General features: G+C 70.8%; 21 protein-coding genes and 1 tRNA gene. 9 read left to right on the top strand and 13 right to left on the bottom strand.

What is annotated here, in order from left to right:
• Positions 1-153: 153 nt before the first annotated feature.
• Complete coding sequence (locus tag Phou_RS46915; protein ID WP_173070737.1) at positions 154-1,359, bottom strand: DUF1501 domain-containing protein; 1,206 nt, start codon at positions 1,357-1,359, stop codon at positions 154-156.
• 3 nt (positions 1,360-1,362) lie between these two features.
• Complete coding sequence (locus Phou_RS46910; protein WP_178135024.1) at positions 1,363-3,339, bottom strand: DUF1800 domain-containing protein; 1,977 nt, start codon at positions 3,337-3,339, stop codon at positions 1,363-1,365.
• Positions 3,340-3,665: 326 nt separating this feature from the next.
• On the opposite strand from Phou_RS46910, the gene Phou_RS46905 reads away from it, so the two are divergent.
• The gene (locus Phou_RS46905; RefSeq protein WP_173070735.1) at positions 3,666-3,917 is read left to right on the top strand and encodes a DUF3040 domain-containing protein; all 252 of its coding nucleotides are present in this window, start codon (positions 3,666-3,668) and stop codon (positions 3,915-3,917) included.
• Between the two features lie 108 nt (positions 3,918-4,025).
• On the opposite strand, the gene Phou_RS46900 is transcribed toward Phou_RS46905, so the two are convergent.
• Together Phou_RS46900 and Phou_RS46895 are read right to left on the bottom strand one after the other, a co-directional pair.
• Positions 4,026-5,351, bottom strand: coding sequence for a glutamate-cysteine ligase family protein (locus Phou_RS46900; RefSeq protein WP_173070733.1), 1,326 nt, complete (start codon positions 5,349-5,351; stop codon positions 4,026-4,028).
• Positions 5,352-5,827: 476 nt separating this feature from the next.
• Complete coding sequence (locus tag Phou_RS46895; RefSeq protein WP_173070731.1) at positions 5,828-6,688, bottom strand: AfsR/SARP family transcriptional regulator; 861 nt, start codon at positions 6,686-6,688, stop codon at positions 5,828-5,830.
• Positions 6,689-6,900: 212 nt separating this feature from the next.
• Here Phou_RS46895 and Phou_RS46890 point away from each other — a divergent pair, with 212 nt between their 5' ends.
• Together Phou_RS46890 and Phou_RS46885 are read left to right on the top strand one after the other, a co-directional pair.
• Positions 6,901-7,659 (top strand): hypothetical protein, encoded by a 759-nt coding sequence (locus Phou_RS46890; RefSeq protein ID WP_173070729.1) that lies wholly within the window; start codon positions 6,901-6,903, stop codon positions 7,657-7,659.
• A 358-nt stretch (positions 7,660-8,017) separates the two neighbouring features.
• On the top strand, positions 8,018-8,953 hold the full coding sequence (locus tag Phou_RS46885) for a carbohydrate kinase family protein (RefSeq protein WP_173070727.1): 936 nt from the start codon (positions 8,018-8,020) through the stop codon (positions 8,951-8,953).
• Here the strand turns inward: Phou_RS46885 and Phou_RS46880 are convergent.
• Both Phou_RS46880 and Phou_RS46875 read right to left on the bottom strand, forming a co-directional pair.
• Positions 8,903-10,843, bottom strand: a complete 1,941-nt coding sequence (locus tag Phou_RS46880; RefSeq protein ID WP_246274825.1) for a tetratricopeptide repeat protein — start codon at positions 10,841-10,843, stop codon at positions 8,903-8,905. The two genes, Phou_RS46885 and Phou_RS46880, sit on opposite strands and share 51 nt — an antisense overlap.
• A 218-nt stretch (positions 10,844-11,061) precedes the next feature.
• The gene (locus tag Phou_RS46875) at positions 11,062-11,466 is read right to left on the bottom strand and encodes a hypothetical protein (RefSeq protein WP_173070723.1); all 405 of its coding nucleotides are present in this window, start codon (positions 11,464-11,466) and stop codon (positions 11,062-11,064) included.
• A gap of 248 nt (positions 11,467-11,714) precedes the next feature.
• Here Phou_RS46875 and Phou_RS46870 point away from each other — a divergent pair, with 248 nt between their 5' ends.
• The 5 genes from Phou_RS46870 (at position 11,715) to Phou_RS46850 (ending at position 17,387) form a co-directional block, all read left to right on the top strand.
• Positions 11,715-14,357, top strand: a complete 2,643-nt coding sequence (locus Phou_RS46870; protein ID WP_173070721.1) for an ATP-binding protein — start codon at positions 11,715-11,717, stop codon at positions 14,355-14,357.
• Between the two features lie 526 nt (positions 14,358-14,883).
• Positions 14,884-15,309, top strand: a complete 426-nt coding sequence (locus tag Phou_RS46865; RefSeq protein ID WP_173070719.1) for a YciI family protein — start codon at positions 14,884-14,886, stop codon at positions 15,307-15,309.
• 8 nt (positions 15,310-15,317) lie between these two features.
• A complete protein-coding gene (locus tag Phou_RS46860; protein ID WP_173070717.1) occupies positions 15,318-16,556 on the top strand; it encodes an RNA polymerase sigma factor in 1,239 nt (412 codons plus the stop codon).
• 114 nt (positions 16,557-16,670) lie between these two features.
• Positions 16,671-17,075, top strand: coding sequence for a four-helix bundle copper-binding protein (locus tag Phou_RS46855; protein WP_173070715.1), 405 nt, complete (start codon positions 16,671-16,673; stop codon positions 17,073-17,075).
• Positions 17,076-17,138: 63 nt separating this feature from the next.
• On the top strand, positions 17,139-17,387 hold the full coding sequence (locus Phou_RS46850) for a hypothetical protein (RefSeq protein ID WP_173070713.1): 249 nt from the start codon (positions 17,139-17,141) through the stop codon (positions 17,385-17,387).
• A 79-nt stretch (positions 17,388-17,466) separates the two neighbouring features.
• Here the strand turns inward: Phou_RS46850 and Phou_RS46845 are convergent.
• From Phou_RS46845 to Phou_RS46820, 6 genes are all read right to left on the bottom strand, one after another.
• A tRNA-Val gene (locus Phou_RS46845) sits at positions 17,467-17,538 on the bottom strand.
• A gap of 72 nt (positions 17,539-17,610) precedes the next feature.
• Positions 17,611-18,075 carry a peroxiredoxin gene (locus Phou_RS46840; protein ID WP_173070711.1) on the bottom strand — a complete coding sequence of 155 codons (465 nt, stop codon included), beginning with the start codon at positions 18,073-18,075 and terminating at the stop codon, positions 17,611-17,613.
• Between the two features lie 76 nt (positions 18,076-18,151).
• Entirely contained in the window at positions 18,152-18,586 is a 435-nt protein-coding gene (locus Phou_RS46835; RefSeq protein ID WP_173070709.1) for a DUF3052 domain-containing protein, read from the bottom strand.
• A 106-nt stretch (positions 18,587-18,692) separates the two neighbouring features.
• Complete coding sequence (locus Phou_RS46830) at positions 18,693-21,029, bottom strand: thiamine pyrophosphate-dependent enzyme (RefSeq protein ID WP_173070707.1); 2,337 nt, start codon at positions 21,027-21,029, stop codon at positions 18,693-18,695.
• A gap of 203 nt (positions 21,030-21,232) precedes the next feature.
• On the bottom strand, positions 21,233-22,087 hold the full coding sequence (locus Phou_RS46825; RefSeq protein ID WP_173070705.1) for a hypothetical protein: 855 nt from the start codon (positions 22,085-22,087) through the stop codon (positions 21,233-21,235).
• An 87-nt stretch (positions 22,088-22,174) separates the two neighbouring features.
• Positions 22,175-23,506 carry an MFS transporter gene (locus Phou_RS46820; protein ID WP_218579616.1) on the bottom strand — a complete coding sequence of 444 codons (1,332 nt, stop codon included), beginning with the start codon at positions 23,504-23,506 and terminating at the stop codon, positions 22,175-22,177.
• Between the two features lie 153 nt (positions 23,507-23,659).
• On the opposite strand from Phou_RS46820, the gene Phou_RS46815 reads away from it, so the two are divergent.
• Positions 23,660-24,346, top strand: a complete 687-nt coding sequence (locus Phou_RS46815) for a helix-turn-helix domain-containing protein (RefSeq protein ID WP_218579615.1) — start codon at positions 23,660-23,662, stop codon at positions 24,344-24,346.
• Here the strand turns inward: Phou_RS46815 and Phou_RS46810 are convergent.
• Positions 24,323-24,982 (bottom strand): DUF6766 family protein, encoded by a 660-nt coding sequence (locus Phou_RS46810; RefSeq protein WP_173070701.1) that lies wholly within the window; start codon positions 24,980-24,982, stop codon positions 24,323-24,325. The two genes, Phou_RS46815 and Phou_RS46810, sit on opposite strands and share 24 nt — an antisense overlap.

Below are 24,982 nucleotides of genomic sequence, written 5' to 3'. Positions count from 1 at the left end.
CGCGAAGCGCAGCGCAGCGTTTTCGTTGGGTGCAGTTGCGAGGCTCCGGAGCTCGACCGCGACGGCGGACGAGCACCGAGCGGCGGAGCGTGGCAGACACAGCACTGGCGTATCGTGGCCGCTCCCCCGGCGTCCATAGATCCGCCAGATGGCCTACGCGCTGAACAGTTTCATGGGCGCGTACCGGCGCTGCGGGAAGATCTTGGCCACCTGCGCGTCGGTGAGGCCGAACTGACCTTGCGCCACCGAGCCGTACACGTCGAAGAGGTTGTTGAACTCCGGCACGTCGCCGCTGTCCAGCGTGACCAGCCCGTCCCACCGGCCGATCAGCGAGCCGCTCAGCCGGCGGCCGGACAGCAGCATCACCACGCCGCCGTGGCCGTGGTCGCTGCCGGTACCGCTCTCCGCCACCCGGCGGCCGAACTCGCTCGACACGACCACGGTGACGTCGGCGGCCGCCGGTCCGAGGTCGGTGAAGAACGCGGCCATCCCGCGGGCCAGGTCGCTGAGCCGCGCGTGCAGGTACCCTCCGTCCTGGGTGCCCTGGTCCTCGTGGGTGTCCCAGCCGGCCATCGCGATCGCGGCGACCCGCACGCTGGCCCCGCCCTTGATCAGCTGGGCGACCTGGCGGAACGCGTGGCCGATCCCGTCGTACTCGACGCCGGGCGCCGGCGCGTACGTCATCCCTCGCACGGCGCGCACCGCGCCGAGCGTGGCGCCCACCGCGTCCTGCACCGGGTGGTTGATGTCCTTGTAGAGCGCACCGATCGCGGCCAGCGTCGGGTCCGCGAAACGCGCCTCGCCGTTGAGCGCCAGACCATCCACAGTGCTCAGTGCGAGAGCGCCGTTGGCGCCGACCAGCGAGCGCGGGAGCGTGCTGCCCACACCGACGCCGCGGAACGCGGTGCCGGGGCCGAGCTGGTCGACGAGGCGGTCCAGCCAGCCCCGCCCGCCCGCCTCGCGCGGCAGCCCGCCGAGGTCGCACATGTCGACGGCCTGGAAGTGGCTGCGCGACAGGCGGGGGTCGGAAACGCCCGGGATGAAGCCGAGCTGGCCGTCCTTGAGGTACCGCGAGAGCGGGGCGAACGCGCTGTTGAGCCGGAACGAGCGGTCGACGGCGAGCGCGGTGCGCTCGGTCATCAGCAGGTTGGGTCGGGCGTCCTCCAGCACCGGCTCGTCGGTCGGCGCGACCACGCTCAGCCCGTCGAGCCCACCGTGCAGGAAGACGTGCACGAGCGTGCCCCTGGCCGGCGCCGCGTACGCCGCACGCCCGGGCAGCACCTGGCTGGTGGCGACGGCCGTGACGGTGGCGGCCGCTCCGGTGAGGAACGCGCGCCGGCTGAGCTCGGGGTGTCTCATGCGCTACCTCAGCAGGTGTTGGGGGGAGGCGAGGATAACGCGGGCCACGGCGACGGCGGCGCCGTTGAGGGTGGCGTCGACGGCCGCGCCGGGCGCGAGGCCGCTCACGCCGGCGATCGTCACCAGGTCGTCGCGGTCGAGCTGCTGGTGGACCAGCCGCTGGGCGAGGGCACCCACGTAGCTGACCGCCGTCTTCGGCGGGTTGGCGCCGGCGAGCTGCTCCGGCCGCTGGTACGTGAACATCGGGCGGGTGCCCGCGACGGCGTCGGCGGCCTCGTTCCAGAAGGCGACCATCGTGCTCGCCGAAGACCACGCGACGAACACATCCGGGTAGCCGGCCGGGCCGGGCGCGCCGGCCGGAAAGTGGCCCAGCTCCTGCAGCCGCTGCTGAAGCTGCCGCATCCCCTCGACGAACGGGGTCCGGGACGGGCTGGCGGCGCGGTAGCTGGCCGGCGTCTCCGGTGACACGCCGAGCGTGCGGTACGTGGCGACCAGGTACTCCATCGGGCGGCGCACCTTCTGCCCGACCGCCGCCCAGAACTCCGACGAGCTGAGCAGCTCCAGCAGCACCGGCTTCACCGCGCCCCGGTTGACCGTGTAGCTGCGGGCCAGCCGCTCCACGAGCGCCGGCGGCGGCGTGTCGGAGACGAAGCGGGTGGCCAGCCGCGCGGCGATGCGGCGGGCCGTCGAGGGGTGGTTGGCCAGGTACCGGAAGTACTCCTCACCGGCCTGCTCGCCGCCGTCCGCCGTGGTGTTCGGGTGGCTGAAGCCCATGACCTTTACTGCGCCGACGTAGTGCTTGTCCGGGCGGTACACGTACCTGTCGTCCTTGACCGCGCGGCCGGTCTGCAGCAGCGCGGCCTGCCGCACATCGCGCTCGGTGTAGCCGCCGTCGACGCCGACCGAGTACAGCTCCAGGTTTTCCCGGGCCAGGTTGTCGGTCACTTCGTCCTTTGTGGACGCCGACTGGTCGAGGAAGGTCAGCAGCGCCGGGTGCCGGTTGGCGGCGACCAGCATGTCCGGGTAGTTGTCCAACGCGTACCGCCGGATCACGTCCCGGTCGAACGACGAGCGCAGCACCGCCGACCCCTCGTGGAACGCGGGCACGTGCAGGAAGTCGTTCCAGAAGTCGACCATCACCTCGAACAGCTGCCGGTCCGACCAGATCTGGCGGGCGATCGTGGCCTGCACCATCTCCTCGTCGGCCCGCACGCCCTGTGCTTCGAGCTCCTCCCGCTTGGCGCGCAGGTCGGCGATGCTCATCTCCAGCGTGCTCAGCTCGCGCAGTTTCGTGTCGACCGGTGTGGGCGCGATCCGCTCGGGGGCGAGCTGCTGAGCGATCCACTCGTCGATGCCGACCCGCGCGACGTCCGCCATCACCTTCTGCGTGGGCCCGAAGGTGAGCCGGCTGACCAGGTGCCGTACCGGATCGAAGGCCAGCGCCGTCGGCACCGTCACCTTCGTCGCCTGCGCGGCGATGGCCGGGCTGGAGAAGCGGCGCCCGCCCGGCGGGATGTTGCCGCGCAGCGCGTCGCCGGCCTTGGAGGCCATGTAGGACTCGTTCTGCTCGGTGTACGTGCGCACGGTGCTCGGCTGCTGCCCGCCGGGGCGGCCGGGGTTGCCGTCGCTGGCCGGGTCGGCCGCGGGGTCGTAGTCGGGGCGGCCCAGCGCCCAGTCGACGACCTCCTGCCCGCCCGGTGTGGCCGCGAACGCGGTGCCGCCGGTGAGCGCGGCGAGGCCGCTGATGCCGAGGATCGCCTTGCGCCGGCCGACCCGCGCGCGGCGCCGGCGGGGCTGCTTCGCCTCCTTCTCCGGCGGCGCGGGCGGCGGTTCCGGCTCCGGCGGCTGCCGGGTCGGGTGCTCCGAGGCGCGGTGCTTCGGCGGCGGCGGCACGTACTGCCGGTAGTGGTGCGAGTGCGGCTTGACCTGCGCCGCCGCGTCGGCGTGCTGCGCGTGGCGGGGCACACTCCGATCGACCATGCACCAGTCCCAATTCGCACTGTCCTCCCGGCCTATGCCTTACGACCGGGGAAGCCGCATATAACTCAGTGATACGGGACGGTAGTTAAGGTTCCTGGCTGGCTCAAGGCGACAGCACCCGTTCGGGCATCCGCTTAAGCCCGCGCTGCACCCCCCGGGGATCTCGGCAGGCCGGGATTCCCGGCGCGGAGCAGCGCAAACCGATCTGCGGGGCAACACGTACGGTTATCCGCCGCGGATGACAGCCTCAACGAGATTTAAGGACCCGCTAAGAGTGTCGCCTTGCCTGCGCTTGAAACGCCCCTCCGCTGGGTAAGTGCGCCGTCATGCTCAGCAGCGACGAGCGGCGCCGGCTCGACGAGATGGCGCAGCACCTTCGTACCACAGATCCGGACTTCGTCGTCCGCATGGGCGACCGCACGGGATCCCGCCGGGGTCGCGTGCTCTTCGTGGCGAGCGCCCTGCTGTGGGCCACCGTGCCGGCCCTCGCCTTCATCGGCGGGTGGGTCGCTGCGATGGTCTCCGCCGCGGTGCTGGCGATCGCCGGCGTTCTGCTCCTGAAGGCCCGGCACTGGTAACGGTGCCCTACCCGCTGTTCCTCTCCCGGAGGCCCGCGCTGGTAGCGCTGCCTATCCGCCGTTTCTCCCGGAGGCCCGCCCTTCCTGCCCTGGAAGCCCGGCGGGGCCCTATCCCACGGGAACTCGACCCGCCGCGACCAGGGCGGCGGGTCGCTCCCGCATGGGACCGGTCCAGTCCGAGACCGCCCGCTCGGCGAAGGTGACCCCGCTGCGCACCACGTCGTCGAGCGGATCGAGGAGGTGCTCCGCGTCGCGCCGCTCCCAGCCCGCGGTGACCCGCGCCCGCAGGCCCTGACGCGCCAGGCCGAGCAGCGCCTCCGCCGTCGCGCCGACCGACCTGTCCCCCACCATCGCGTCGAGGCCCTTGACCGCCACGTCCTCGGTGGCCTGCGCCAGGTCCGCCGCGGTCAGGCCGTCCAGCAGCGCGAGCGCCGCCCGCCGCGCGGGCGGATGGTAGGCCAACCCGACGCAGAAGGCCGGCGCCGCCGCGAACGCCTCCCACGGCAGCCCGTCGAACGCACGCATCTCCAGCGTGTGCCGCGCCCGCACCTGCGGCCACACCTGGGAGAGGTGCGCGCGCCAGTCGTCCATCCCGGGCGCCGTGCCGTCGCCGAAGCCGTGCTCGACAAGGTCGCGGAACGGCCGCTCCGGCCCCGCCACATAGCCGGCTCCCACCTGCCGGTAGATCATCGGCAGCGCGCCGCCCCACTCGACCACGTCGGCCGCCGACACATCGGGCCGCACCGCGAAACCCAGGACGCCGCACCGGCTCGGGTCCACGTACCCCCACATCTGCATCCGCCGCGACAGCAGGCCGGTCGGTCGCCCCTCCTCGATCGGCGAGTTGACGAACAGCGCCGCCGCGATCGGTGCCGCCTTCACCAGCAGCACCAGCTTTTCCCGGAAGTCCTCCGGCGACAGATAGTCCACTGTGGTCTGTGTGGAGAGCGTCAGGCCCATGACGTTCTCGGCGTACGCCGCCGCGGTGCCGAGCCCGCGGAAGTAGCCGCGCATGATGTCGATCCGCGGCTTGGGCGCCCACGGAATCCGCTCGCGCGGCGTAAACGGCACCAGCCCGCCCGGCAACAACGCCAACCCGGACCGCGCGGCCACCCCGGCGATCACCCGAAGATCCCGCCGCGCGGCCCCGATCATCGCGACCAACGACTGGTACGGGGCCGACGAGTACTCGATCGCGCCGCCCAGCTCCAGCGACAGCTGCGCGCCGTGCGCCAGCGCCACACCGACCAGCGAACCCGCCTCGGTGAGGGGCTCGGCGCCGAGCTCGTGCCGCACGCGCTCCAGCAACGCCCGCGACCCGCACGGGCCGTCGTAGGGAGCGCTCTGCCCGCTGCGCTCGTCGACGAGACCGCATTCGACCTCGATCCCGATCCGCTCTTCCGCCGCAGGCGTGAACAAGGCCTCGAGCTCCACCAGCGCCTCCCCACCAACCACACCGTGACCACGCGGTAACCACCCGTAACTACACGACCACACGGAGGCGTGATCAGGCAAGGCTTATCCGGACCGCAATCACCATCCCTCAACGCCGACCACGAATCGAGGCTCGGAACCAAAAGGCGACCACGAATAGAAGAAATGCCCGGCACCGCAATGCGGGCCGGGCCTTTCTCAGCCGAGCAATGTATACGGATGCAGATGCGACAAGACGACGAGCGCCGCCACCACGACGGTCACCACGCGCGCGGACACAGAACTATGCGTGCACGCTTTCCGCTTATCACCTTTGCCTACTCCTCTCGATGCGAACATCGCCACACCCCACATCTGCGAGATGTCGACGGGCACGGCCTTCCTGGTCACGCCCGCGATCGAGGACCATAGCAGACACTCGACCAACCAGGTGTCCCGCGCCCGTAACCCCGTGGGCGGCGCTCGCCACTTAGAAGTCAGTCGATGAAGTACTGATCGCCACCCGCCTGATAAACATTCTTGGAATTGACGGCTGTTATCGTGATGACACCGCTCGACTCAGCCACACGCGGCCTTTCCAAGGCAATTTTGTCGACCTCCTCGGAGTCGGCCAACTTGCGTGCCAGCGCGACTATTTGAGCGCTCGGCCGCACGCCGCTCGCCTCCCGCATCCGTGCCGCCGCCCGCATCATGAACGATGGAATCGTGGCCCGCTGCCCACTGCCCGCCAAACCCCGAAGCGCGAGCGAGATCGACCGCTCCGACGGCTCCTCCTGGACGAGATCAGCTGCCCGGGCAGCGACGTCCGCGTGCGCACCCACGCGCAGCAGCAGGTCGAGGAGCTCGCAGGTGACGTCCAAGCGATCCTGTCGCAGCCGGTAGCGGACGCTCTCAGCCCATTGACTGTTGACATTGGTCAACGCTTCGCCGCGCCACAATGCCAACGCCTGCTCGAATGTCCCGATCGCCTGCGGGAAACTCTCCTGGCGGATCAACCTCCGCGCGGTGGCGGAAAGATCGACGAACCTGCGGTGGTCGATCGCGCTCGGCGTGACGTCGAGCCGATAACCGTCGAGACGACGGTTAGGCAGACAATCCCGCGTGCCGCCGGCGCGCTCGATCATTCGACGCACTGCTCGGACATAGGTGGCAACCGATTCCTCGGCCTTGGTTGGCGTCCTGGAGCCCCAAATGTGATCGACAAACGTGCCGAGCGGGACCACTCGCCCGACGTTCAGGGCCAAGGTCGCCAGGACACAACGCTCCGCAGAACGGGGCAGCGCGAATATCGTGCCGGCGGATTCGATCTCCACCTCGCCGAGCAGCCGGATGTCCATTGTCGAAGTGTGGCACGAGAATTTCTCGGCTATCCCCACCTGCGCGTTCGGCACATACGTCCGGACTGGTGTCCGGCCCGGTGTCCGGCGCCTGTCCGGACGTGGGGCACACCCTCGGCACCATGCAGTGGATGGAGTTTCCCGCCGGCCCCGGCGCCGCGAAGTGGCGCACGTTTGCGACAGAGCGGACGGTCCTCGCGGCCGTACACACGATGGCCACCGCCGGCCATGTTCTCGACGCGGTCGAGTTGCTGGAGCCCGATCATCGGATCCAGGTCGTTTTCACACAGGCTCCGGATCTCTTCGACGGCGGCGTTCGCGAATACCTACGCTCCGCCGGCGCTGTGGAGATCGGCTGGGAGCAGGCGACACACACGGACTTTGACTTGATGATCGCCGCCGACAGCGGCGGCGTCCACCGCATCCGTGCGCCCTGGCTCGCTATCGCGCATGGAGTCATGAACAACAAGCTCGTGGCACCGGCGCTCGGTGGCCAGGCCAGTCACCTCGTCACCGGCCTCGGTGCGCCGTGGCTGACCTGGTACGGCCGTTTGCTGCCAGCGGTGCTGGCGGTTTCCCATGACCAGGTTCTGCCGGTGCTGTCCAGCCAGTGCCCTGAGGCACTCTCTGTCGCGACAGTCGTCGGCGACCTGTGCCTGGACCGGCTGGCAAGCAGCCGCCCGAACCGGGAGATGTACCGGCAAGCCTTGGCGGTCCCGGACGGGCGCCGCCTCGTAGCGATCAGCTCGACCTGGGGCCGCAGTCGCTCCTGGGCCGCGCGCCGGCAGCCCTGTTCGAGCAGATCGCCGGCCTGCCGCGTGACGACTTCGAGGTGGTCATGGCGGTTCACCCCGCTGCCTGGTGCCACGGCCGCCGGCAGGTGCTCGCCTGGCTGGCCCGGCTGCGGCAGGCGGGTCTGCGGGTCATCGACCCGGCGAGTTGGCGCGGGCTGGTCGCCGCCGCGGATGTAGTCATCGGCGACCATGGCTCGGCGACCATCTACGCGGCCGCGGCGGGCGTACCGGTGCTGCTTGGCGGGCCGTTGCCGCAGGACACCGCACCGCGCTCGCCGGCGGAGCTCATGGCGGCGGCCGCGCCGATGGTACGGGCGGACACACCGCTCGCCGCGCAACTGTGTGAGGCCCTCGACGCGCGCGGCGCAGCGTTGTCTTCCGCAGTAGCGAGTGGTGTCACGTCGAAGCCGAACCGCGCGGCCGCGCTACTGCGCGAGCAGATGTACAGCCTCCTTCGACTGCCTGAACCGCCGGACCCATGTACGGCAGCTCCGGTCGGGCCGGCGTTTCCAGTCGGCGACGAAGGAGGCCGGTGGTGAGCCGGATCCTTGTCGCGGGAGTCGCGAGCCTCGCTGTGCACCTCGCGGTCGACGACTTTCCCATCCGATACGCACCCGTTGTAGCCCCGTCCTGGATGGAGACGGGGCCCGGCGGGGCCGGCGCGCAGATCGCCTCCATCCTGCGAACGCTCGGCGACGACGTGACGCTCTGCTCCGTGGTCGGCAGCGACCCGGCGGGCGAGATCGTCCGCGCTCAGCTACGCGCCGCGGATCTGGACGGGCCAGGAATCGTGGAAGGGTGGGAGTCCTCCCAGGCGGTCGTGCTGGTCGCGCCGAACGGCCAACGGATGGTGTACCCGCACCTCACCACCGTCAACACCGTCCGCTATCCCGAGGAGCGGTTCGCCGAGGCGCTGGACGGCGCCGACCTGGCTGTGCTGACAAACACCGACTTCGTCCGGTCCCTACTGCCCGCGGCGGTGCTGCGCGGCGTACCCATCGCCGTTGACGTCAACGTGATCGCCGACATCAACGAGCCGTACTACCAGCCATGGCTCGACGTCGCGGACATCATCTTCTGCAGCCATGAGCGCCTTCCCTGCCCTGCTCCACAGTGGATAGCGCAGTTGCTCACACGCCATCCGGGGGCCGGGATGGCGGCGGTCGGCTGCGGCCCGCGCGGATGCGTTTTGGGCCTGCGGGACGGGCGGCTCGTGACGGTCGCCGCCACCACGCCGCTTGGCGTCCGGAACACGTCCAGCGCCGGCGACTCGCTCTTCGCCGCGTTTCTGCACGGCTGGCTGGCGTCGGGAAACCCGGTGGACGCTCTCGGCGACGCCGTTCTCTACGCGGGCTGGCGCATCGGGCACCGTCGCCCTACATCGGTGCTGCTCGACAGCTCCGAGCTGGCGTCCCTTCGGCTACGGTATCCGGCGCGCGTCAGCCTCGGCTGGTGGGACAAGCGCGAGTAGACGTCGCACCTCGCTCACCTCCGTGTCGGCCAGTTCCTCGTACAGCTGCAACGCGCTGGCCAGATGTGACCCGGCCGACCGGTGGTCCCCTGCCAACAGCGCCAGCTCGCCGAGCCGGTGCAGCGCGGCGGCCACGCCACGCGGCGAGCCCACGCCGCGCATTTCGCCAAGTGCCGCACGCAGGCGCATCCGTGCCGGTGCGAAGTCGCCGAGCCGGCCGAGCGCACGGGCCAGCTCGATACCTACTCGCGCATGGTTGTACGGATCGATTCCGTCGAGGCCAGCAAAGATGGAATCCGCCTCGCGCAGATGGCGGACGGCCCGGTCGGGACGGGACAGCGCGTTGTGCGCCCCGCCAAGGTTGAGCAATGCGAGGCCGGTGCGACGGTGCTCGCCCAACTCCCGGCAGAGGCGCTCCTGCTGCCCGAAGTGGTCGACCGCCGCCTCGTATCGGTGGCTTGCCGCCGCCACCATCCCGAGCCCTTCGACCGCCGAGGCCACGCCGTACTGGTCGCCGAGCGCGTCACACAGGTACCGGCTGCGCTCGAAGTGCCGCTCCGCCTCCTCCAGCATCCCGACGTCGAAATGCGCGAACGCCCACCGGCGCAGCATCCGCGCTTCCCGATCGCGATCGCCCAAGCGCACCGCACACTCCACGGCGACGCGGTCCACAAGCATACGGTCCCGGTGGTGGCGACGCAGGAGGAACAGCGGCCACATCGAGTCGGCTATCCGCCACGCCAGCAGCGGCAGGTCGGAAGCCGCGCGCTGTACAGCCGCGACGAGGTTGTCCCGTTCGGTTTCCAGCCACTCAAGCGCCTCCTGCCGGCTGTCGTGTCGCACCGTGCCCGCGTCCAGCTCGGTGAACGGGTCCACCGGATCACGGTGCCGGTACGGCGTGAGGACACGGTCGGCCGAGAGTGCGCCCGCGAGGTACCACTCGAGGATGCGCAATGTCGTGCTGGGCGCGTCCGCGTCGCCGCCGGCCACCTCCCGCGCGTGCAACCTGATCAGGTCATGCGGGTGATACCGCCGCTGCGCACCCTCGCTGAGGAGGCTTGCCTCCACAAGCCTGTCGAGCAGGTCCTCGGCCTCGTCCAGGCCACGATGCAGCGCCGCGGCCATAACCGGGACGCCGAAGTCGGGGCCAGGATGCAGTCCCAGTGCCCGATAGCACCGTGCGGCCGCGGGATCCAGCGCACGATACGACACATCGAACGTCCCTTGCACCGAGTCACCGTCCCTGCCGAGGGCGACCAGCCGCCGCCGCTCTTGGGCCAGTTCCTCGACAACGCGGGCGACCGGCCACCGAGGCCGTGTGGCGAGCCGGGCGGCCGCCATCGCCAGCGCGATCGGCAGACCAGCGCAAAAGCGTACAAGCGTCGAAACCGACGCCGGGTCTTCCAGCATCCGCTCGGTGCCGATCGCGCCGGCCAGCAAAGCGGTGGCCGGCTCGTCGGCCAATGGCTCGACGTCGAGAAACGCGGCTCCATCGCCGAGGAGGCCGCCCAACCGCCAGCGCGCGGTCACGATCACGGCGGCGGACCGTGACGGCGGCAGGAGTGGGCGCGCCTGTGCGGCGGAGACGGCGTTGTCGAGCACGATCAGTAGCTGCTTGTCCGCCGCGAGGGAACGGAACAAGGCGCTCGACTCGGCCGTGTCCGCTGGTACGCGCTCCGGCGCAAGGCCGAGCGAGCGGAGCATCCGGGCCAGGAGTGTGGCGGGGTCGGCCGGGCCGGCGGGGTCGAACGCGCCGAGGCTGAGATGGAGCTGCCCGTCCGGGTACCGCTCTCGGGCCCGGTGAGCCCACGCCAGCGCGACAGTCGACTTTCCTACGCCGCCGGTGCCGCTCAGGACCACGATCGCGGGTCCGTCGCGGGCGCGTCGCACAATGCTGTCGATCTCGGCGAGTTCCTCCTCGCGCCCCACCAGCCGAGCGGGCGGTGGCGGCAACTGGCGCGGAACGGGGATCGCCGGAGCCGCCGGTTGGTACACGTGAACGCCGCCGTGTATCGCGCCGGCCTGCACAGCGTTTCCCGCTACGTAACCGCTGAGGAGGTTGCCCGTGACGACCGCTGACTCTGGGCGACTGTCCGGCCCCGTCGCGGTCATCGAGCTTCGCGCGCGCCCGGATCGGGACGCGCGCCGAACGTGATACCGCCGCTCACGTCGCGCGCTTGCACAACTGATTCGCCCACGCTCCCGGACACCTGGTTGACCACGCCACCGTCGGCGGCCGCCACACCGCCGTCCCGGACCGCGGCGCACAACCGAGCGACGTCGGCGGCGACCAACGGGTCCCGCGCGGCAACCTCGGAGAGGGCGGCGGCCAGCCGCTCCATCCGCTGTCTTTCCTCCGGCTGGCGCCGCGCCGACTCCAGCGCCGCCGCGCCGTCCGGATCGGCGGCCAACCGTCCGCGAACACGCTGGATCAGCTTGCCCATCGCGGAACGGCCCGCCTCGGACAGCCCTTCAGCGGTCTTTGCGGCCAGCGTTGTCGCCACCGCGATCATGAGCGGATCAATCATGTCACCCTCCCAACAACCCAGAGTAGGACAGATATCGCTCTTGGTAACCACCCCCCATCCAGTTGTTCACCGAAGTCGAGGGTTCCAAGAACATCACCGACGCCAATGCATTCGACCGACGGACGTGAATGAATCAGTCGATCAGTTCTGTCGCCCATTAGATCTTCTATGCCGTGAACTTGACTCGCATCCGCCTCGTACCGTAGTCATCACAACACTATTAGTGAGGACCGGTGGTTGTTGTGGGGTGGACACCAACGGCCGATGACGGTGCCGGTAGCGCGGCGCCTCATGGCGACAGGCAACTACATGCCCGCGAAGGCGAAAAGATCTATCAATCGGCGGGTAATCAGATCTTCTTGTACCGCGAGCAGACCGCCACAGCCGCCGAGCCCTGCAACATTCTGCCTCGCGACACCGCCGGCTTCACGGGTCGGGCTCGCGAACTGCGGGCGTTGGTGCACTATGTCGTGCAGCGTGCGGAAGCCCAGACGATCGTTCCCGTTTACGCGATCGACGGAATGCCGGGCGTCGGCAAGACCGCATTCGCGGTACACGCCGGGCACATGCTTCAAGAGCATTTTCGGGACGGGCAGTTCTTCGTCAATCTTCACGCTCACACCGCGGGGCAGCGCCCGGTCGATCCGGGCGATGCGCTTTCCCAGTTGCTGTCGGCCGACGGTGTCCGTCCGGCAGAGATCCCCACGGCACTCGAAGACCGAGCGGCGTTGTGGCGTAAACGCTTGGCCGGACACCGTGCCTTGGTCATTCTCGACAACGCGGACAGTTGGCGGCAGGTGCGCCCGCTGTTGCCCGGCGCGGGTCGCTGCCTTGTCATGATCACTAGCCGATACCGGTTGAGCGGCCTGGTGGCGACCCTGGCGCCGGTCAACCTGACCCTGGAGCCGCTGCCGCCGGAGGAGGCGACCGCGCTTTTCGCCACGATGGCGAACCGCCACCTCGAGCCCGCCGAGGCGAGCACTGTGGACGATCTCGTGCGGAACTGCGGCTACTTGCCGCTCGCGATCTGTCTGCTTGCCACCCGCCTGCGGCTGGAGGCCCGATGGCCCGTCGCCGACCTGGTACGCGAGCTCACGCAGGCCAAGCACGCGCTCTCCTCCATGCGCGCCGAGGACGTCACCGTGGAGGCGGTCTTCGGCGTGTCGTACCGCCAGCTCTCGAGCGCCCAGCGCCGCTTCTTCCGGCGCCTCGGCCTCCATCCTGGCCCGGACGTCGACCGATTCGCCGCCGCCGCGCTCGACGGCATCAGTCCTCGCCAGGCCGGAAAATGCCTGGACGCGCTGTACCACCAACACCTCCTCGACCAGCCCACGCTCGGCCGTTACCGGATGCACGACCTGATCCGCGAGTACGCGATCATCCGTGCCGGCACCGCTTCGGCCCGCGAGCGTGACAGTGCGCTCGCCCGGCTGCTGGACTACTACCGGCGCGCCGCCGCGTCCGCCGGGCGGCACCTGTCGCGCCCGACCGCGCCACCCACCGCGTCGGCTGCCACTGACGATGACCTACCGCCGCTGCGCACCAGGCGGCAGGCGATGGGCTGGATGAAGGCCGAGCAGGCAAATCTCTTCGCCTGTGCGGGCCTGCCCCGTGCCCGGCGGCAGGTGAGCCTGCTGCCGGCCTTGTCCGCGGCGATGGCGCCGTACCTGCGGCTGGCTGGGCCGTGGGATCAGGCGATCACTCTCCACGAGTCAGCGGCGTCCGTGCCCGATGCGGCCGGGGATCAGGAAGGCCGAGCCGACGCGCTGCGCGAGCTCGGGGTCCTGCGTCGACACGCTGGCCACTACCCCGAGGCTGAGCGAGCTCTTCAGCAGGCGCTGGAGATCTATGAGCGGATCGGCAACGCGCTCGGAGTGGCGGATGTGCGGACCGAGCTCGGCGGGGTTCGGTGGCGGCTGGGCAGCCATGACGGTGCTGCTGCGGAGCTGCGCGCGGCCCTCGCGACATACCGCAGTCTGGACCTCCCGCACGGTCAGGCCCGTGCTCTCCACGAGATGGGCACCGCCCTCTGGGCCAGCGGCGCTTTTGCACAGGCGCTGGAGATGTCGGATCAGGCGTTGCGTCTCTGCGAGGAGCTCGGCGACCGACAAGGCGAGGCGGAGGCCCTTCACCAGCTTGGCGGCCTGCGGCAACTGACAGAGGGCTACCCGTCCGCCATCGACGTACAACGGCGCGCGCTGGCCATCTACCGCGAGCTCGGCGACCGGCTCGGTGAAGCGAAGGCCTTGACCTTCCTCGGCACCGCCCTCAGCCACATCGGCGAGGACGACGCGAGTCACGAAGCGCTCGATCTGGCCCTCCTGATTCAACGCGATCTCGGCGACAGCCAAGGCGAGGCTCACGCGCTCAACTACCTCGCGGCCGCACACATCCGCGCCGGCCGCTACCCGGCGGCTCGCCAGGTCGCGATAGACGCCCTCGCCCTGTACCGCAAGCTGGGCTACCGCAGCGGAGAGGCGGATGTGCTCAACCACCTCGGGGTCGTGGAGCGACTGACCCACGACTACGAGCCGGCGGCCCAGACACACGAGCGGGCACTTGCCCTCTTTCGGCAGGTATCCGATGAGTTAGGGCAGTCGGAGGCGCTCTCCAACATCGGTGAGCTTCTGCTCGCCGCAGACGAGCCGGAGGCGGCACTCAACCACTACGAACAGGCTCTCGCCCTCGCGCGGCGAGCGCACAATCCCAACGCCGAGGCGAATGCCCTGCACGGAGCGGGCCGATGCCATAAACACCTCGACAATTCGGAGAACGGTACCGACCTGCTCCGGCAGGCACAGAAAATCTACCGCCGAATTGGCGTGAAACACGTTGCGAACGCGATTTCCGAGCTGCTCAACGAATGTCCCCGATAGCTCGCTCCAGCAAGCCTCAACACAGTGCGTAGTCACGCGCTGCACAGGACGTCGTGTCACCAAAGGCGTTGCGCGGAAGGACCAACTGGCACTAGCGTCCACCATGGACGGTCATGGTGAACGCCCAATAGGTTGGTCCCGCGCGGGGCAATGACGCCCCCTGACCAGAGGAGCACGACCATTCGGTACCGGAGGCAACCGAGTCCCTCAGACATGCTCTTAGCCCTCGCGACCATCGGTCTCTTACCGTTGGCTTTCGTGGCTGTATCGATTGCCCTGATCGGCGCGACACTGGTTGCCGATCCCGCGCAATTGCATTTTGCAATTCAAGCGGTAAGTGCCCATCTGCATCCCTACGCGATGTCCGCGTAGCTGGCACACCATGCGGCCGGTTCCCACGCGGGACCGGCCGCGTGCGCGCCACAGGTCTCGTAGCCTGCGGGGTAGCGATGTCCGGTGGCGGGCGGCGGCTCCGACGTCTCCCGTGACGGCGCCACCGGGGCGCCGGATGGAGAGGGGCGTTGCCATGAAGTACCTGATCATGCTGATGGGGTCGCAGCGGGACTACGACATGATCTCGGGCAAGGCGGTGGGTGACGCGCCGGCGTGGACGCCGGAGGAGATCGGCGCCATGCACGAGTTCATGACCAAGTGGAACGGTGAGCTCGTGGAGTCCGGCGAGTTCGTCGACGGCCGGGGTCTCACCGCGCCCGTGCACGCCCGCCGGGTGAGCGTGCGGGACGGCGTGCCGGTGGTGACCGACGGGCCGTACGCGGAGACGCAGGAAGTGCTGGCCGGCTACACGATCGTCGAGTGCGAGAGCTTCGACCGCGCCACCGAGATCGCCGCGAAGCTGGCGCACACGCCGCACCCGGAGCACGCACAGCTCGGCCGCGACTGGTACGTGGACATCCGCCCGATCGTCGACGGCTTCGAGGACCTGGAGCTCTGAGCGGCACCGTGGCGGACGCCGAGGTCGAGGATCTGCTGCGCACCCTCGCGCCGCAGGTCCTCGGCGCGGTCGTGCGGCGGTACGGGCATTTCGACACCGCCGAGGACGCCGTGCAGGAGGCGCTGCTCGCGGCCGCGCTGCAGTGGCCCAAGGAGGGCGTGCCGGACAGCCCGCGCGCCTGGCTGATCACCGTTGCCGCGCGGCGCCTGACCGACCTGCTCCGCAGCGAGCAGGCCCGGCAGCGGCGCGAGGACACCGTCGCCCAGTGGGTGTTGCCCGAGCAGTGGCTGGCGCCGGCCGCCGACCGGCCCGCGTCCGACTCCGACGACACGCTGATCCTGCTTTTCATGTGCTGCCACCCGGCGCTCACGCCGGCCGGCCAGATCGCGCTGACACTGCGCGCCGTGGGTGGCCTGACCACCGCGGAGATCGCCCGCGCGTTTCTGGTGCCGGAGGGGACGATGACCCGGCGGATCACCCGGGCCAAGCAGAGCATCCAGCACAGCGGCATCCCTTTCGGGATGCCCGGGCCCGAGGAGCGCGCGCCCCGGCTCGCCGCCGTCCTCCACGTCCTCTATCTGATCTTCAATGAGGGGTACGCGAGCACATCCGGCCCGGCCCTGCAGCGCGCCGAGCTGACCACCGAGGCGATCCGGCTCGCCCGCCTGGTGCACCGGCTGCTGCCGGACGACACCGAGGTGGCCGGTCTGCTGGCGCTGATGCTGCTCACCGACGCGCGCCGCCCCGCGCGCACCGGGCCCGGCGGCGAGCTTGTGCCGATGGCCGAGCAGGACCGGAGCCGGTGGAACGCGGCGTACATCGCGGAGGGCGTCGCACTGATCAGCGCGACCCTGCCGAAGGGGACACCGGGTCCGTACCAGGTGCAGGCGGCCATCGCCGCGGTGCACGACGAGGCGCCACACGCGGAGGCCACCGACTGGCCGCAGATCCTCGCCCTGTACGAGGTGCTGATGGAAATGTCGGACAACCCGGTGGTGGCGCTCAACCACGCCGTGGCGGTGGCGATGGCGCGCGGTGCGCGGGCCGGCCTCGACCTGCTCGGCGAGCTTGAGGCCGACGACCGGATCGCCCGCGACCACCGCCTGCACGCGGTGCGTGCGCACCTGCTGGAGATGGCCGGGGAGCGGGCGGCGGCGCGCGCTTCGTACGAGCTGGCCGCCGGGCGCACGACGAGCCCGCCGCAGCAGCGGTACCTCAACGCGCGGGCCGCCCGCCTCGCCGACTGACGGCGGGCCGGACCGTCCACATCGGACGTTCTGTGAGTGCCGGCTTTGGGCAGATCTTGTGGCGCAGACGTGACACGGCCGCATGAGACGGCTTTAACGGGGAATCGCGCACTCATGACCACCACGCTCTCCATGCTGGAGTCCCACCCCCGACGGGCGGATGTCGACCGCACCCGGCTCGCCGCCACGATCGACACGCTGAACGCGTGCGCCGAAACCTGTACCGCCTGCGCCGACGCCTGCCTGAGCGATGACGCGGTCGCCGAGCTGACCCGGTGCATCGCGCTCAACCTCAACTGCGCCGACATCTGCCTCGCCACCGCCCGCATGCTCTCCCGCCACGCCGGGGAGGACGGCGCGATCAGCCGCTCCATGCTGGAGGCGTGCGCGACCGCCTGCCGCGCCTGCGCGGACGAGTGCGCCAAGCACGCCGCCCGCCAGCAGCACTGCCAGGTGTGCGCCGAGGCATGCCGCTCCTGCGAACGCGTCTGCCGCGACCTGATCGTCGCGTTGCGCTGAAAAGCGAACCGCTAAACGGACGGGGGCCGTTTGCGGGGAGCGCGGTCGGGTAGCCCTTGCGGTATGAGCGACGACACCGATGGCGTCTGGCGGGACGAGGAGAAGCTGCCGCTGTCCGAGCTGACCCGCGCGATGGCGATGTCGCCGGGCGACGGCCAGGTCGACGACGAGTCCGGCAACGACGCGGGCATCGTGCAGGCCGACGAGGAGGTGCAGCGGGAGATCGCCGACACCGACGGCGAACCCGACCCGCACAGCGCGGCGGGGCGTGCGCTACGCCCCGACTTCACCGGACACAGCGGCCCGCATTAGACCCTTTTGGAAATCCTTGCCGGGCTGCGCCGGACAATTCTGTTCAAACAGGCCCTAGAGATCGCCGGGGCGACGATTGTGGGCGCGGCAGGGTTCGAACCTGCGACCCCTCGGTTGTAAGCCGAGTGCTCTTCCGCTGAGCTACGCGCCCCCACGCCGGATGAATCCAGGCGGCGGCAAGCTTACCTTGCCGGGCGCCCCCTGCTCGGCGCAAGTCGATCGGTCAGGCCTGCACCTCGGCGAGGGCCTTGCGCCAGCCTGCCTGGTCGCGGGCCTCGCCGGGCATGTTCATCTCGGCGAAGCGGACGATGCCAGCCTTGTCGATCACGAAGGTGCCGCGGTTGGCGTACCCGCGCTCCTGGTTGAAGACGCCGTACGCCTGTGCGACGGCGCCGTGCGGCCAGAAGTCGGCCAGGAGCGGAAAGTCGTACCCCTCACGCTCGGCCCACACCTTGTGGCTGTAGACGGAGTCGACGCTGACGGTGAGGATCTGGACCTCGCTGCTGGCGTACACGTCGAGGTTTTCCGACACTTCGCACAGCTCGCCACGGCACGTGCCGGTGAACGCGAGCGGGTAGAACACCAGCAGCACGCTCTTGCTGCCACGGAAGTCGGAGAGCCGCACCTCCTGGTTGTTCTGGTCGCGCAGGAGGAAGTCGGGCGCCTGCACACCCACGTCGATCGGCATCGGGGGAACCCTTCTCGTCAGCGCATGGCGACGGCCCGGCGGTGGCTGGTCGCCCCGCCGGTCGCGCGCGGGTGGGCTATTTCTTGCGAGCGGCGCGCGGTGTCACGAGCCGTGCGGCACTCCAGTCCTTACCCGCATTGACTGTCGAGGTCTGCTGCAGCCCGGCGGTCGGTGCCACCTCGCTGATCTCGCTCGGCTCGACGTGCCCGGACCGGCCGGCCTTGGGCGTCAGTAGCCACACCACGCCGCTGTCAGCCAGCGGGGTGAGGGTCTGGACGAGCAGGTCGAACAAGTCACCGTCGCCGTCGCGGTACCACACCAGCACCGCGTCCACGACCTCGTCCGTATCTTCGTCGACCAGCTCCCCGCAGCGGTCAATAAGGGCGTCGCGGAGATCCTCGTCGACGTCGTCGTCGTACCCCATCTCCATGACCACCATCCCCGGCTCGATGCCGAACCGGTCCGCCAGGCTGCGTACGCCGTCGGCGGCCTGACCAGCGGTCGCGCTCACTGTCGCGTGCCTCCTCATCTCAACACTGCCGGCGTCAACCGCCGATAGCGCGTAGTCCACACAAGTGCGTCGCCGCGCGCAAGTGGCGCACCGAGTGGAAGGCAATTTACCGTGCCAAGAGCCCTCGGGCACCCTGTGTGATGGCATCTTCGGTCACGAGGACGTGACGGGCAGCCGGACCTAATGGGATGAAGGAGTCAACCGACGCGATTCGCCGCGCCGCGCCGACGAAGCCGCCATCGACCAACGTTGCCAGTACGCCCTCGCCGACCCCGCCCGATCGGCGCGTCTCGTCCACGATGAGCACCCGCCCGGTCGCGGAGGACTCGCGGATGATGTCCGCCACCGGCAGCGGGGCCAGCCAGCGCAGGTCCACGACCCGGGAGCCGACGCCCTCGCCGGCCAAACGGGCGGCGGCGCGCAGCGCCATGCGCACCCCGTTACCGAACGTGATGATCGTGAGGTCCTCGGCCGAGCCCACGCCGTACACGCGGGCCCGTCCGATCGGCACGTGAGCGGCGGACCAGGCGTCCGGCGGGAGGTACGAGGCGAGCCACTCACCGTCACCCTCCGCATACAGGTCGCGGGTGTGGTACAGCGCGATCGGCTCCAGGAACACGCACACGCTGCCGTCCACCGCCGCGCTGGCCAGGCACGTGCGCAGCATCGGCGCGGCGTCGTCCGGCCGGGCCGGCACCGCGACCACTATGCCCGGAATGTCCCGAAGCACCGCCACCGAGTTGTCGTTGTGGAAGTGCCCGCCGAACCCCTCCTGGTAGGCGAGCCCGGCCACCCGCACGACCATCGGGTTGCGGTAGGCGCCGCGGGAGAAGAACTGCATGGTGGCGGCCTCGCCCCGCAGCTGGTCCTCGGCGTTGTGCAGGTAGGCGAGGTACTGGATCTCCGGCACCGGCAGCATGCCGCTCAGGCCCGCGCCGAGCCCGAGCCCGAGGATGGACGTCTCGTCCAGCAGCGTGTCGAAGACGCGCGAGGCGCCGAAGCGGTCGCGCAGGCCCTTGGTGACCCCGTACACGCCGCCCTTGACGGCCACGTCCTCGCCGAACACCGCCATGCCCGGATTGGCCACCATGCCGTCGGCGAGCGCCGCGTTGATCGTCTGGGCCAGCGTGAGCGGGCCCTGCTCCTCCGGCAGCCGGGCGGAAAACCCAGCGTCCCGTGCCGCACCGGACGGCCCTTCCGCCCGCGAGGCGGCCTCGGCGATCGCCTTCGCCACGCGCACCGGCCGGCGGGGCGCCAGCGGGGCCGCGATGTCGGCGGGACCCTCCAGCTTGGGCTCGGCGAGCACCTCCTCGGCGACCTTGCGGACCTGCCAGCCCACCTCGTCGTACCGCGACACGATCTCGTCCGGCCGCGCCAGCCCGGCGGCCACGAGCAGCCGCGCGGTGGCCACCAGCGGGTCGCGCGCCACGTCGGCGGCGATGTCGCCGGGCGTCCGGTACGCACTCTCGGCGTCCGCGCCCGCGTGCCCCATCAGCCGCACGGTGGTCAGGTGGAGGACGGCGGGGCGGCGGTGGCGGCGTACCCAGGCCGCTGCCTCCGTCGCGGCGTCGAAGGTCGCGGCGGCGTCGCACCCGTCGGCGGCGAAGTACCTGATCCCCGGCCGCGCGCGCAGCGCGGCCGCCACCCACCCCGACGGCGAGCGGACGCTGATGCCCAGGCCGTTGTCCTCGCACACGAAGAGCACGGGCAGGCGCAGGCCGGCGTGGTCACACCAGCCGGCGGTGTTGAAGGCGGCCACCGCGCTCGCGTGGTTGATCGAGGCGTCGCCGAACGAGCACACCGCGATCGCGTCCGCCGGCCACGGCGACTGCGCGTCGAGCTGGGGCCGCGCCGACCGCAGCGCACGCGCCGCCGGGCCCAGCCGCCGCAGCCTCTCGATCGCGAACGCCACACCGACCGCCCGCGGCAGGTGCGAGGCCACGGTGGAGGTCGTCGGGATCACGTGCAGGTCGGCGTTGCCGAAAACCTTGTGCCGCCCGCCGGCGATGGGCTCCTGGCTGGAGGCCACCATGCCCCGGAGCACGTCACGCGCGGCGGCGCTGACCGCGTCGTCGCCGTTGCCATTGGCCGGGCCGGACCGCGCCCGCGCGACCCGCGCACAGTAGAACGCGCCCGAGCGGTAGTGCAGCAGCGCCGGGTCGTCGACCCGCACGGCCGCGGCGACGGCGGCGTTGCCCTCGTGGCCCGAGGAGCCGATCGTGTAGAACCCCTCGCCGAAGCTGCGCAGCCAACGCCCGGCCAGGTCGAGGTGACGGCTGGTGAGCTGGGCGTCGAACAGGTCGAGCGCGGCGGTCCCGGTCAGGTCGGTGCCCTCGCGCACAGGCGCGCCGGGCTCCTGCTGGCCCACGGACTCGGCCAGCCCGCCTACCGCCTCCCGGAAACGTTCGTCCAGATCTTGAGGGGTGGTCACGGTGCACAGCATTACCGACGCGGGCCAACCCCGGCCACCCGGACCGTCCGTCACCCCACGAGACGCGAAAGAGATTCATGCCGATTTGAGCTACCGCGATGTCCGCGGTGGTCCGGACCGTTGCTCCCGCGGCCTCACCCTCCGCGGTGCGCAGCCACGACCCCGCCACAGGCTGAGGCCCCGGTGCGGGAACCGGGGCCTCAGGCTTTTCGCGGTCATTCGCCGGGCGGCGGTTCGCAGGCGATGCCGTCACCGTCGGCGTCGAAGTTGTTCGGATCGTTTGCCGGGTCGATGCGGAAGGAACGCTCCGCCACGTCGGCGCAGTCCAGGTCCTCGGACTCGCGGCTGCCGGGCGGCGGTTCGCAGGCGATGCCGTCACCGTCCGCGTCGAGGTTGTTCGGGTCGTTGGCGGGGTCGATCGGGAAGGACTGCCGCGTGTAGTCCGCGCAGTCCGTGTCGCCGTTGGTGGGCATCGGTGGGCCGACCATCGGCTGGTTGTTGCTCGCCGTGGGCGTCGGCGCGGCCACGGACTCCACCGCGGCCGGCTCCTGCGCCGCCTCGGGCGCCGCCCCCGCCGGTGAGGCCGGCTCCGCCTCCTCAGGCGCCGCCCCCGCCGGTGAGACCGGCTCGGCCGTGGACGGCTCGTCCGTGGACGGCTCGGCCGTCGATGGCTCGGACAGCGACGGCTCGGACAGCGACGGCTCGGACAGCGACGGCTCGGACAGCGACGGCGACGGCGAAGGTGAGGACGGCGACGACGCGGGCGCGGTTGGACCGAAAAGCGCCGGATCGGAAAGCGCCAGATCAGAAGGTGAAGGATCAACAGGTGACGGATCAGAAGGTGACGAAGCCGGGACGCGGACGCCGTCGGCGGCGGGCACATCCAGCTCGGTGGATGCCGGCTCCGCGGTCAGCGGCTTCGCTGACGGCATCGCTGCGGCGTCTGACGCGAGGTTGAGCGCTGGCGCGCCCGTGTCCATGGCCGTGCCCAGGCCGATCGCCAGTGCGAGGCCGGCCGCCCCGAAAAGGCTCACGGCGGCGGACCGCCACGGATGCGTGGATGCGTACATGAGCATGAGGGTGAGGGCGGACACCGCGTGTCGGCTCGGAACCCTCGAAGTGGCCGCCGCCAGCCGGGGGTGCCGCATAATGCGGCGCTACACGCGGGAGGCGCTCGCCGCCCCGCCGCACAGCAGGACGGCGATCAGGACCGCGACCAGCGCAAACGAGCCCGTCCCCAGGTAGACGGCGCCGAGTGCGGCCACGCCGAGCACGCTCGCCAGCAGGGCGCCGGTGGAGACCATCGCGGAAAACGAGGCGGCCTGGTCGGGGCGGATCAGCGGCGAGATGCGGGTGACAAGCGGTGTGAAGCCGGCCGCGTGGCCGGCGCCGCCCACCAGCAGCAGCGCGCTGCCCAGGCCCCACGGCCAGCCGCTCTGCCCGATGCCCGCCACCGCCAGCACCGCCGCCGCGAAGGCCAGCGGGCCGGTCACCGACACCACCCGCGCGGGCAGCCGCCGGGCCAGCAGGCTGCTCGTCGCGAAGCCGGTCGCGTACGGCACGAAGGCAAGCCCGGCGGCCAGCGCGCTGAAGCCCAGCGTGTCCTGCAGGTGCAGCGTCAGCGCGAACAGGAACGCCGCATAGCACCCCATCACCGCGCAGCAGGCGAGCAGTCCGAGCCGCACCGGGCGGGTGGCCAGCACCGTGAGGTCGACAAGCGGCGCGCCCACCCGCCGCTCGTGCCGAACGAAGGCCGCGAGCAGCGCGACTCCCCCGCCGAGCGGCAGGGCCCACGCCCACGCGGGCCAGCCCTGCTCGCGGCCGAGCACCAGCGGCAGTACCACGCCGACCATCGCGGCGGAGAGCAGCCACACGCCGGTCAGGTCGAGGCGGGCGGGCACCGGCGTGCCGGCGGGCAGCAGGCGCGGGCCGACCACCAGCAGGACGAGGCCGATCGGCACGTTGACGAGGAACGCCGGCCGCCACGACAGCCCACCCATGTCGAGGCTCACCACAAGGCCGCCGACGATCTGGCCGGCCGCGACGCCGAGCGCGAGAATCATCGAGTACAGGCCGATGGCCCGCGCCCGCGCCGCGCCCTCGAAGCGGACCTGGATCAGCGACAGCACCTGCGGCGTCATGATGGCCGCGGCGGCGCCCTGCGCGATCCGGGCGGCGACGAGAAACGCGGCACCGGGGGCGAGGCCGCACGCCAGCGAGGTCACGGTGAAACCCGCCAGACCAAGCAGAAACACTCGCTGGTACCCGTACCGCGAGCCGATCCGGGCGCCGGTGACCACCAGCACGGCGAACGCCAGCGTGTACCCGGCCAGCACGAGCTGCTGCACCGCCCCGCTCCCCCCGAGGTCGGCCCGGATGGCGGGAGCGGCGACCGCCACGATGGAGTTGTCCATCGACGCCATGGCCTGGCCGGTGAGCAGGACGGCGAGCATCGTCCCGGCGCGCGGCCGGGCGGTCACGGTGGTCACGGCGGCAACTGTGCGCGGCGCGGGCGGGGCCGGTCTTGAACATTCTTGCCGGCCGGCACCGGCATAGGCTGGGCCCATGCGCGCCACCCGGCTGCTGGTGGACCGCCCGGACTTCACCGTCCGCGCGGTGGCCTGCCGCGACGACCACGCGCGGTGGTCGCCGCCGGAGCCGGTGCCGGAGTTCGGGGTGGTGCTCGTGCGCTCGGGTGGCTTCCGCCGCCGCGGCCGGGGTGGCGAGGTGCTCGCCGACCGCACGATGGGCTACGCCACGTCACCGGGGACGAGGAACACTTCGCCCACCCGTACGGCGGGGACGAGTGCACCTCCATCCGCCTCGGCGCCGACCTGTGGCAGGGCACGGCCGGCCCGATCTACGTGGACGCGCGGCTCGACCTCGCGCACCGCCTGCTGTGGCGGGCCGCTCACGGCGACGACCCCGACTTCGCGGTCGCCGAGCGGCTGGTCCAGCTGCTCGACAGCGCGCCGGATCGGGCAGCGGACGGCGGTGACCGGACGGCGGTCGAGCGGGCCCGCGAGGCGATCCGTGCCGGCCATCCGGAGGCGCGCGGGCTTGTGCCGCTGGCCCGGCTGGTGGGCGTGTCGCCGTACCGGCTCAGCCGTGCGTTCCATGCGGTGGTGGGCGCGCCGCTCACCCGGTACCGCAACCGGGTCCGTGTCGGCGCGGCGCTGGACCGGCTCGAGCAGGGTGAGACGAGCCTTGCCGCGCTGGCTTTTGATCTTGGTTTTGCCGACCAGGCGCACCTCACCCGGACCGTGCGGGCCCACCTGGGACACACCCCGCGCGAGCTGCAGCGGCTACTCGCCGGTGTGCGCGTGTGACTTGACCACCGGCTTGGACTGCGGCGACCCGTGCTGCCGCAGGAAGATGCTGAGCACGATCAGGCAGCCGACGGCCAGAAACTCGCTCTGCCAGTTCTGCATCGACTGAAACCAGAAGTCGCTCGTGGTGAGGAACGTGGCCGCGCTGATCGGCGCCGCGCCGCTCTCCAGCGCCTGCTGCTCGTTGTATTCGGCAGTGCCGCCGAGCAGGTGGATGACGAAGGAGACGACGAATAGCCCGAGCAGCGCGATGGACAGGCTGTTGCGGTAGAGCACGTTCGCCACACCGTGCTGCCGCGCCGGCCACGGCGAGTGTGGACCCGCCTTCTCGGGGTAGTCCTCGGCCCGGTCATCCTCGTCAAGCTGCTTGGACTCGGGCGAGCCGCGCTGGACGAGGTACGCGGTGAGCAGCACGTACGAGCCCATCTGGAGGAACTCGGACTCCCAGTTTTCGAACACGGCCTCGACGAAGTGCCCGCTCTGCAGGTACGCCCAGTAGCTGTCGGCGGCGTGGCCGTACTGGGTCAGCTCCTCGTTCCGCACGTGCCACCCGAAGACGCTCTGTAACACGATGAACACGAGAAACGCCCCGAACATCACCAGGGAGAGGGCGTTGAACCACATCCACCGGCGCAT

The organism is Phytohabitans houttuyneae, assembly GCF_011764425.1.
Lineage (GTDB): Bacteria > Actinomycetota > Actinomycetes > Mycobacteriales > Micromonosporaceae > Phytohabitans > Phytohabitans houttuyneae.
Note: the sequence above shows the minus strand (reverse complement) of the source record. Positions and strands in the feature narration are given on the sequence as shown.

Bases quoted from the DNA above. Each gene is read 5' to 3' on its own strand.
- Phou_RS46915 (WP_173070737.1), bottom strand. From the start codon at position 1,359: ATGAGACACCCCGAGCTCAGCCGGCGCGCGTTCCTCACCGGAGCGGCC.
- Phou_RS46910 (WP_178135024.1), bottom strand. From the start codon at position 3,339: ATGGTCGATCGGAGTGTGCCCCGCCACGCGCAGCACGCCGACGCGGCG.
- Phou_RS46905 (WP_173070735.1), top strand. From the start codon at position 3,666: ATGCTCAGCAGCGACGAGCGGCGCCGGCTCGACGAGATGGCGCAGCAC.
- Phou_RS46895 (WP_173070731.1), bottom strand. From the start codon at position 6,688: ATGGACATCCGGCTGCTCGGCGAGGTGGAGATCGAATCCGCCGGCACG.
- Phou_RS46890 (WP_173070729.1), top strand. From the start codon at position 6,901: ATGGCCACCGCCGGCCATGTTCTCGACGCGGTCGAGTTGCTGGAGCCC.
- Phou_RS46875 (WP_173070723.1), bottom strand. From the start codon at position 11,466: ATGATCGCGGTGGCGACAACGCTGGCCGCAAAGACCGCTGAAGGGCTG.
- Phou_RS46865 (WP_173070719.1), top strand. From the start codon at position 14,884: ATGAAGTACCTGATCATGCTGATGGGGTCGCAGCGGGACTACGACATG.
- Phou_RS46855 (WP_173070715.1), top strand. From the start codon at position 16,671: ATGACCACCACGCTCTCCATGCTGGAGTCCCACCCCCGACGGGCGGAT.
- Phou_RS46850 (WP_173070713.1), top strand. From the start codon at position 17,139: ATGAGCGACGACACCGATGGCGTCTGGCGGGACGAGGAGAAGCTGCCG.
- Phou_RS46840 (WP_173070711.1), bottom strand. From the start codon at position 18,075: ATGCCGATCGACGTGGGTGTGCAGGCGCCCGACTTCCTCCTGCGCGAC.
- Phou_RS46830 (WP_173070707.1), bottom strand. From the start codon at position 21,029: ATGCTGTGCACCGTGACCACCCCTCAAGATCTGGACGAACGTTTCCGG.
- Phou_RS46825 (WP_173070705.1), bottom strand. From the start codon at position 22,087: ATGTACGCATCCACGCATCCGTGGCGGTCCGCCGCCGTGAGCCTTTTC.
- Phou_RS46810 (WP_173070701.1), bottom strand. From the start codon at position 24,982: ATGCGCCGGTGGATGTGGTTCAACGCCCTCTCCCTGGTGATGTTCGGG.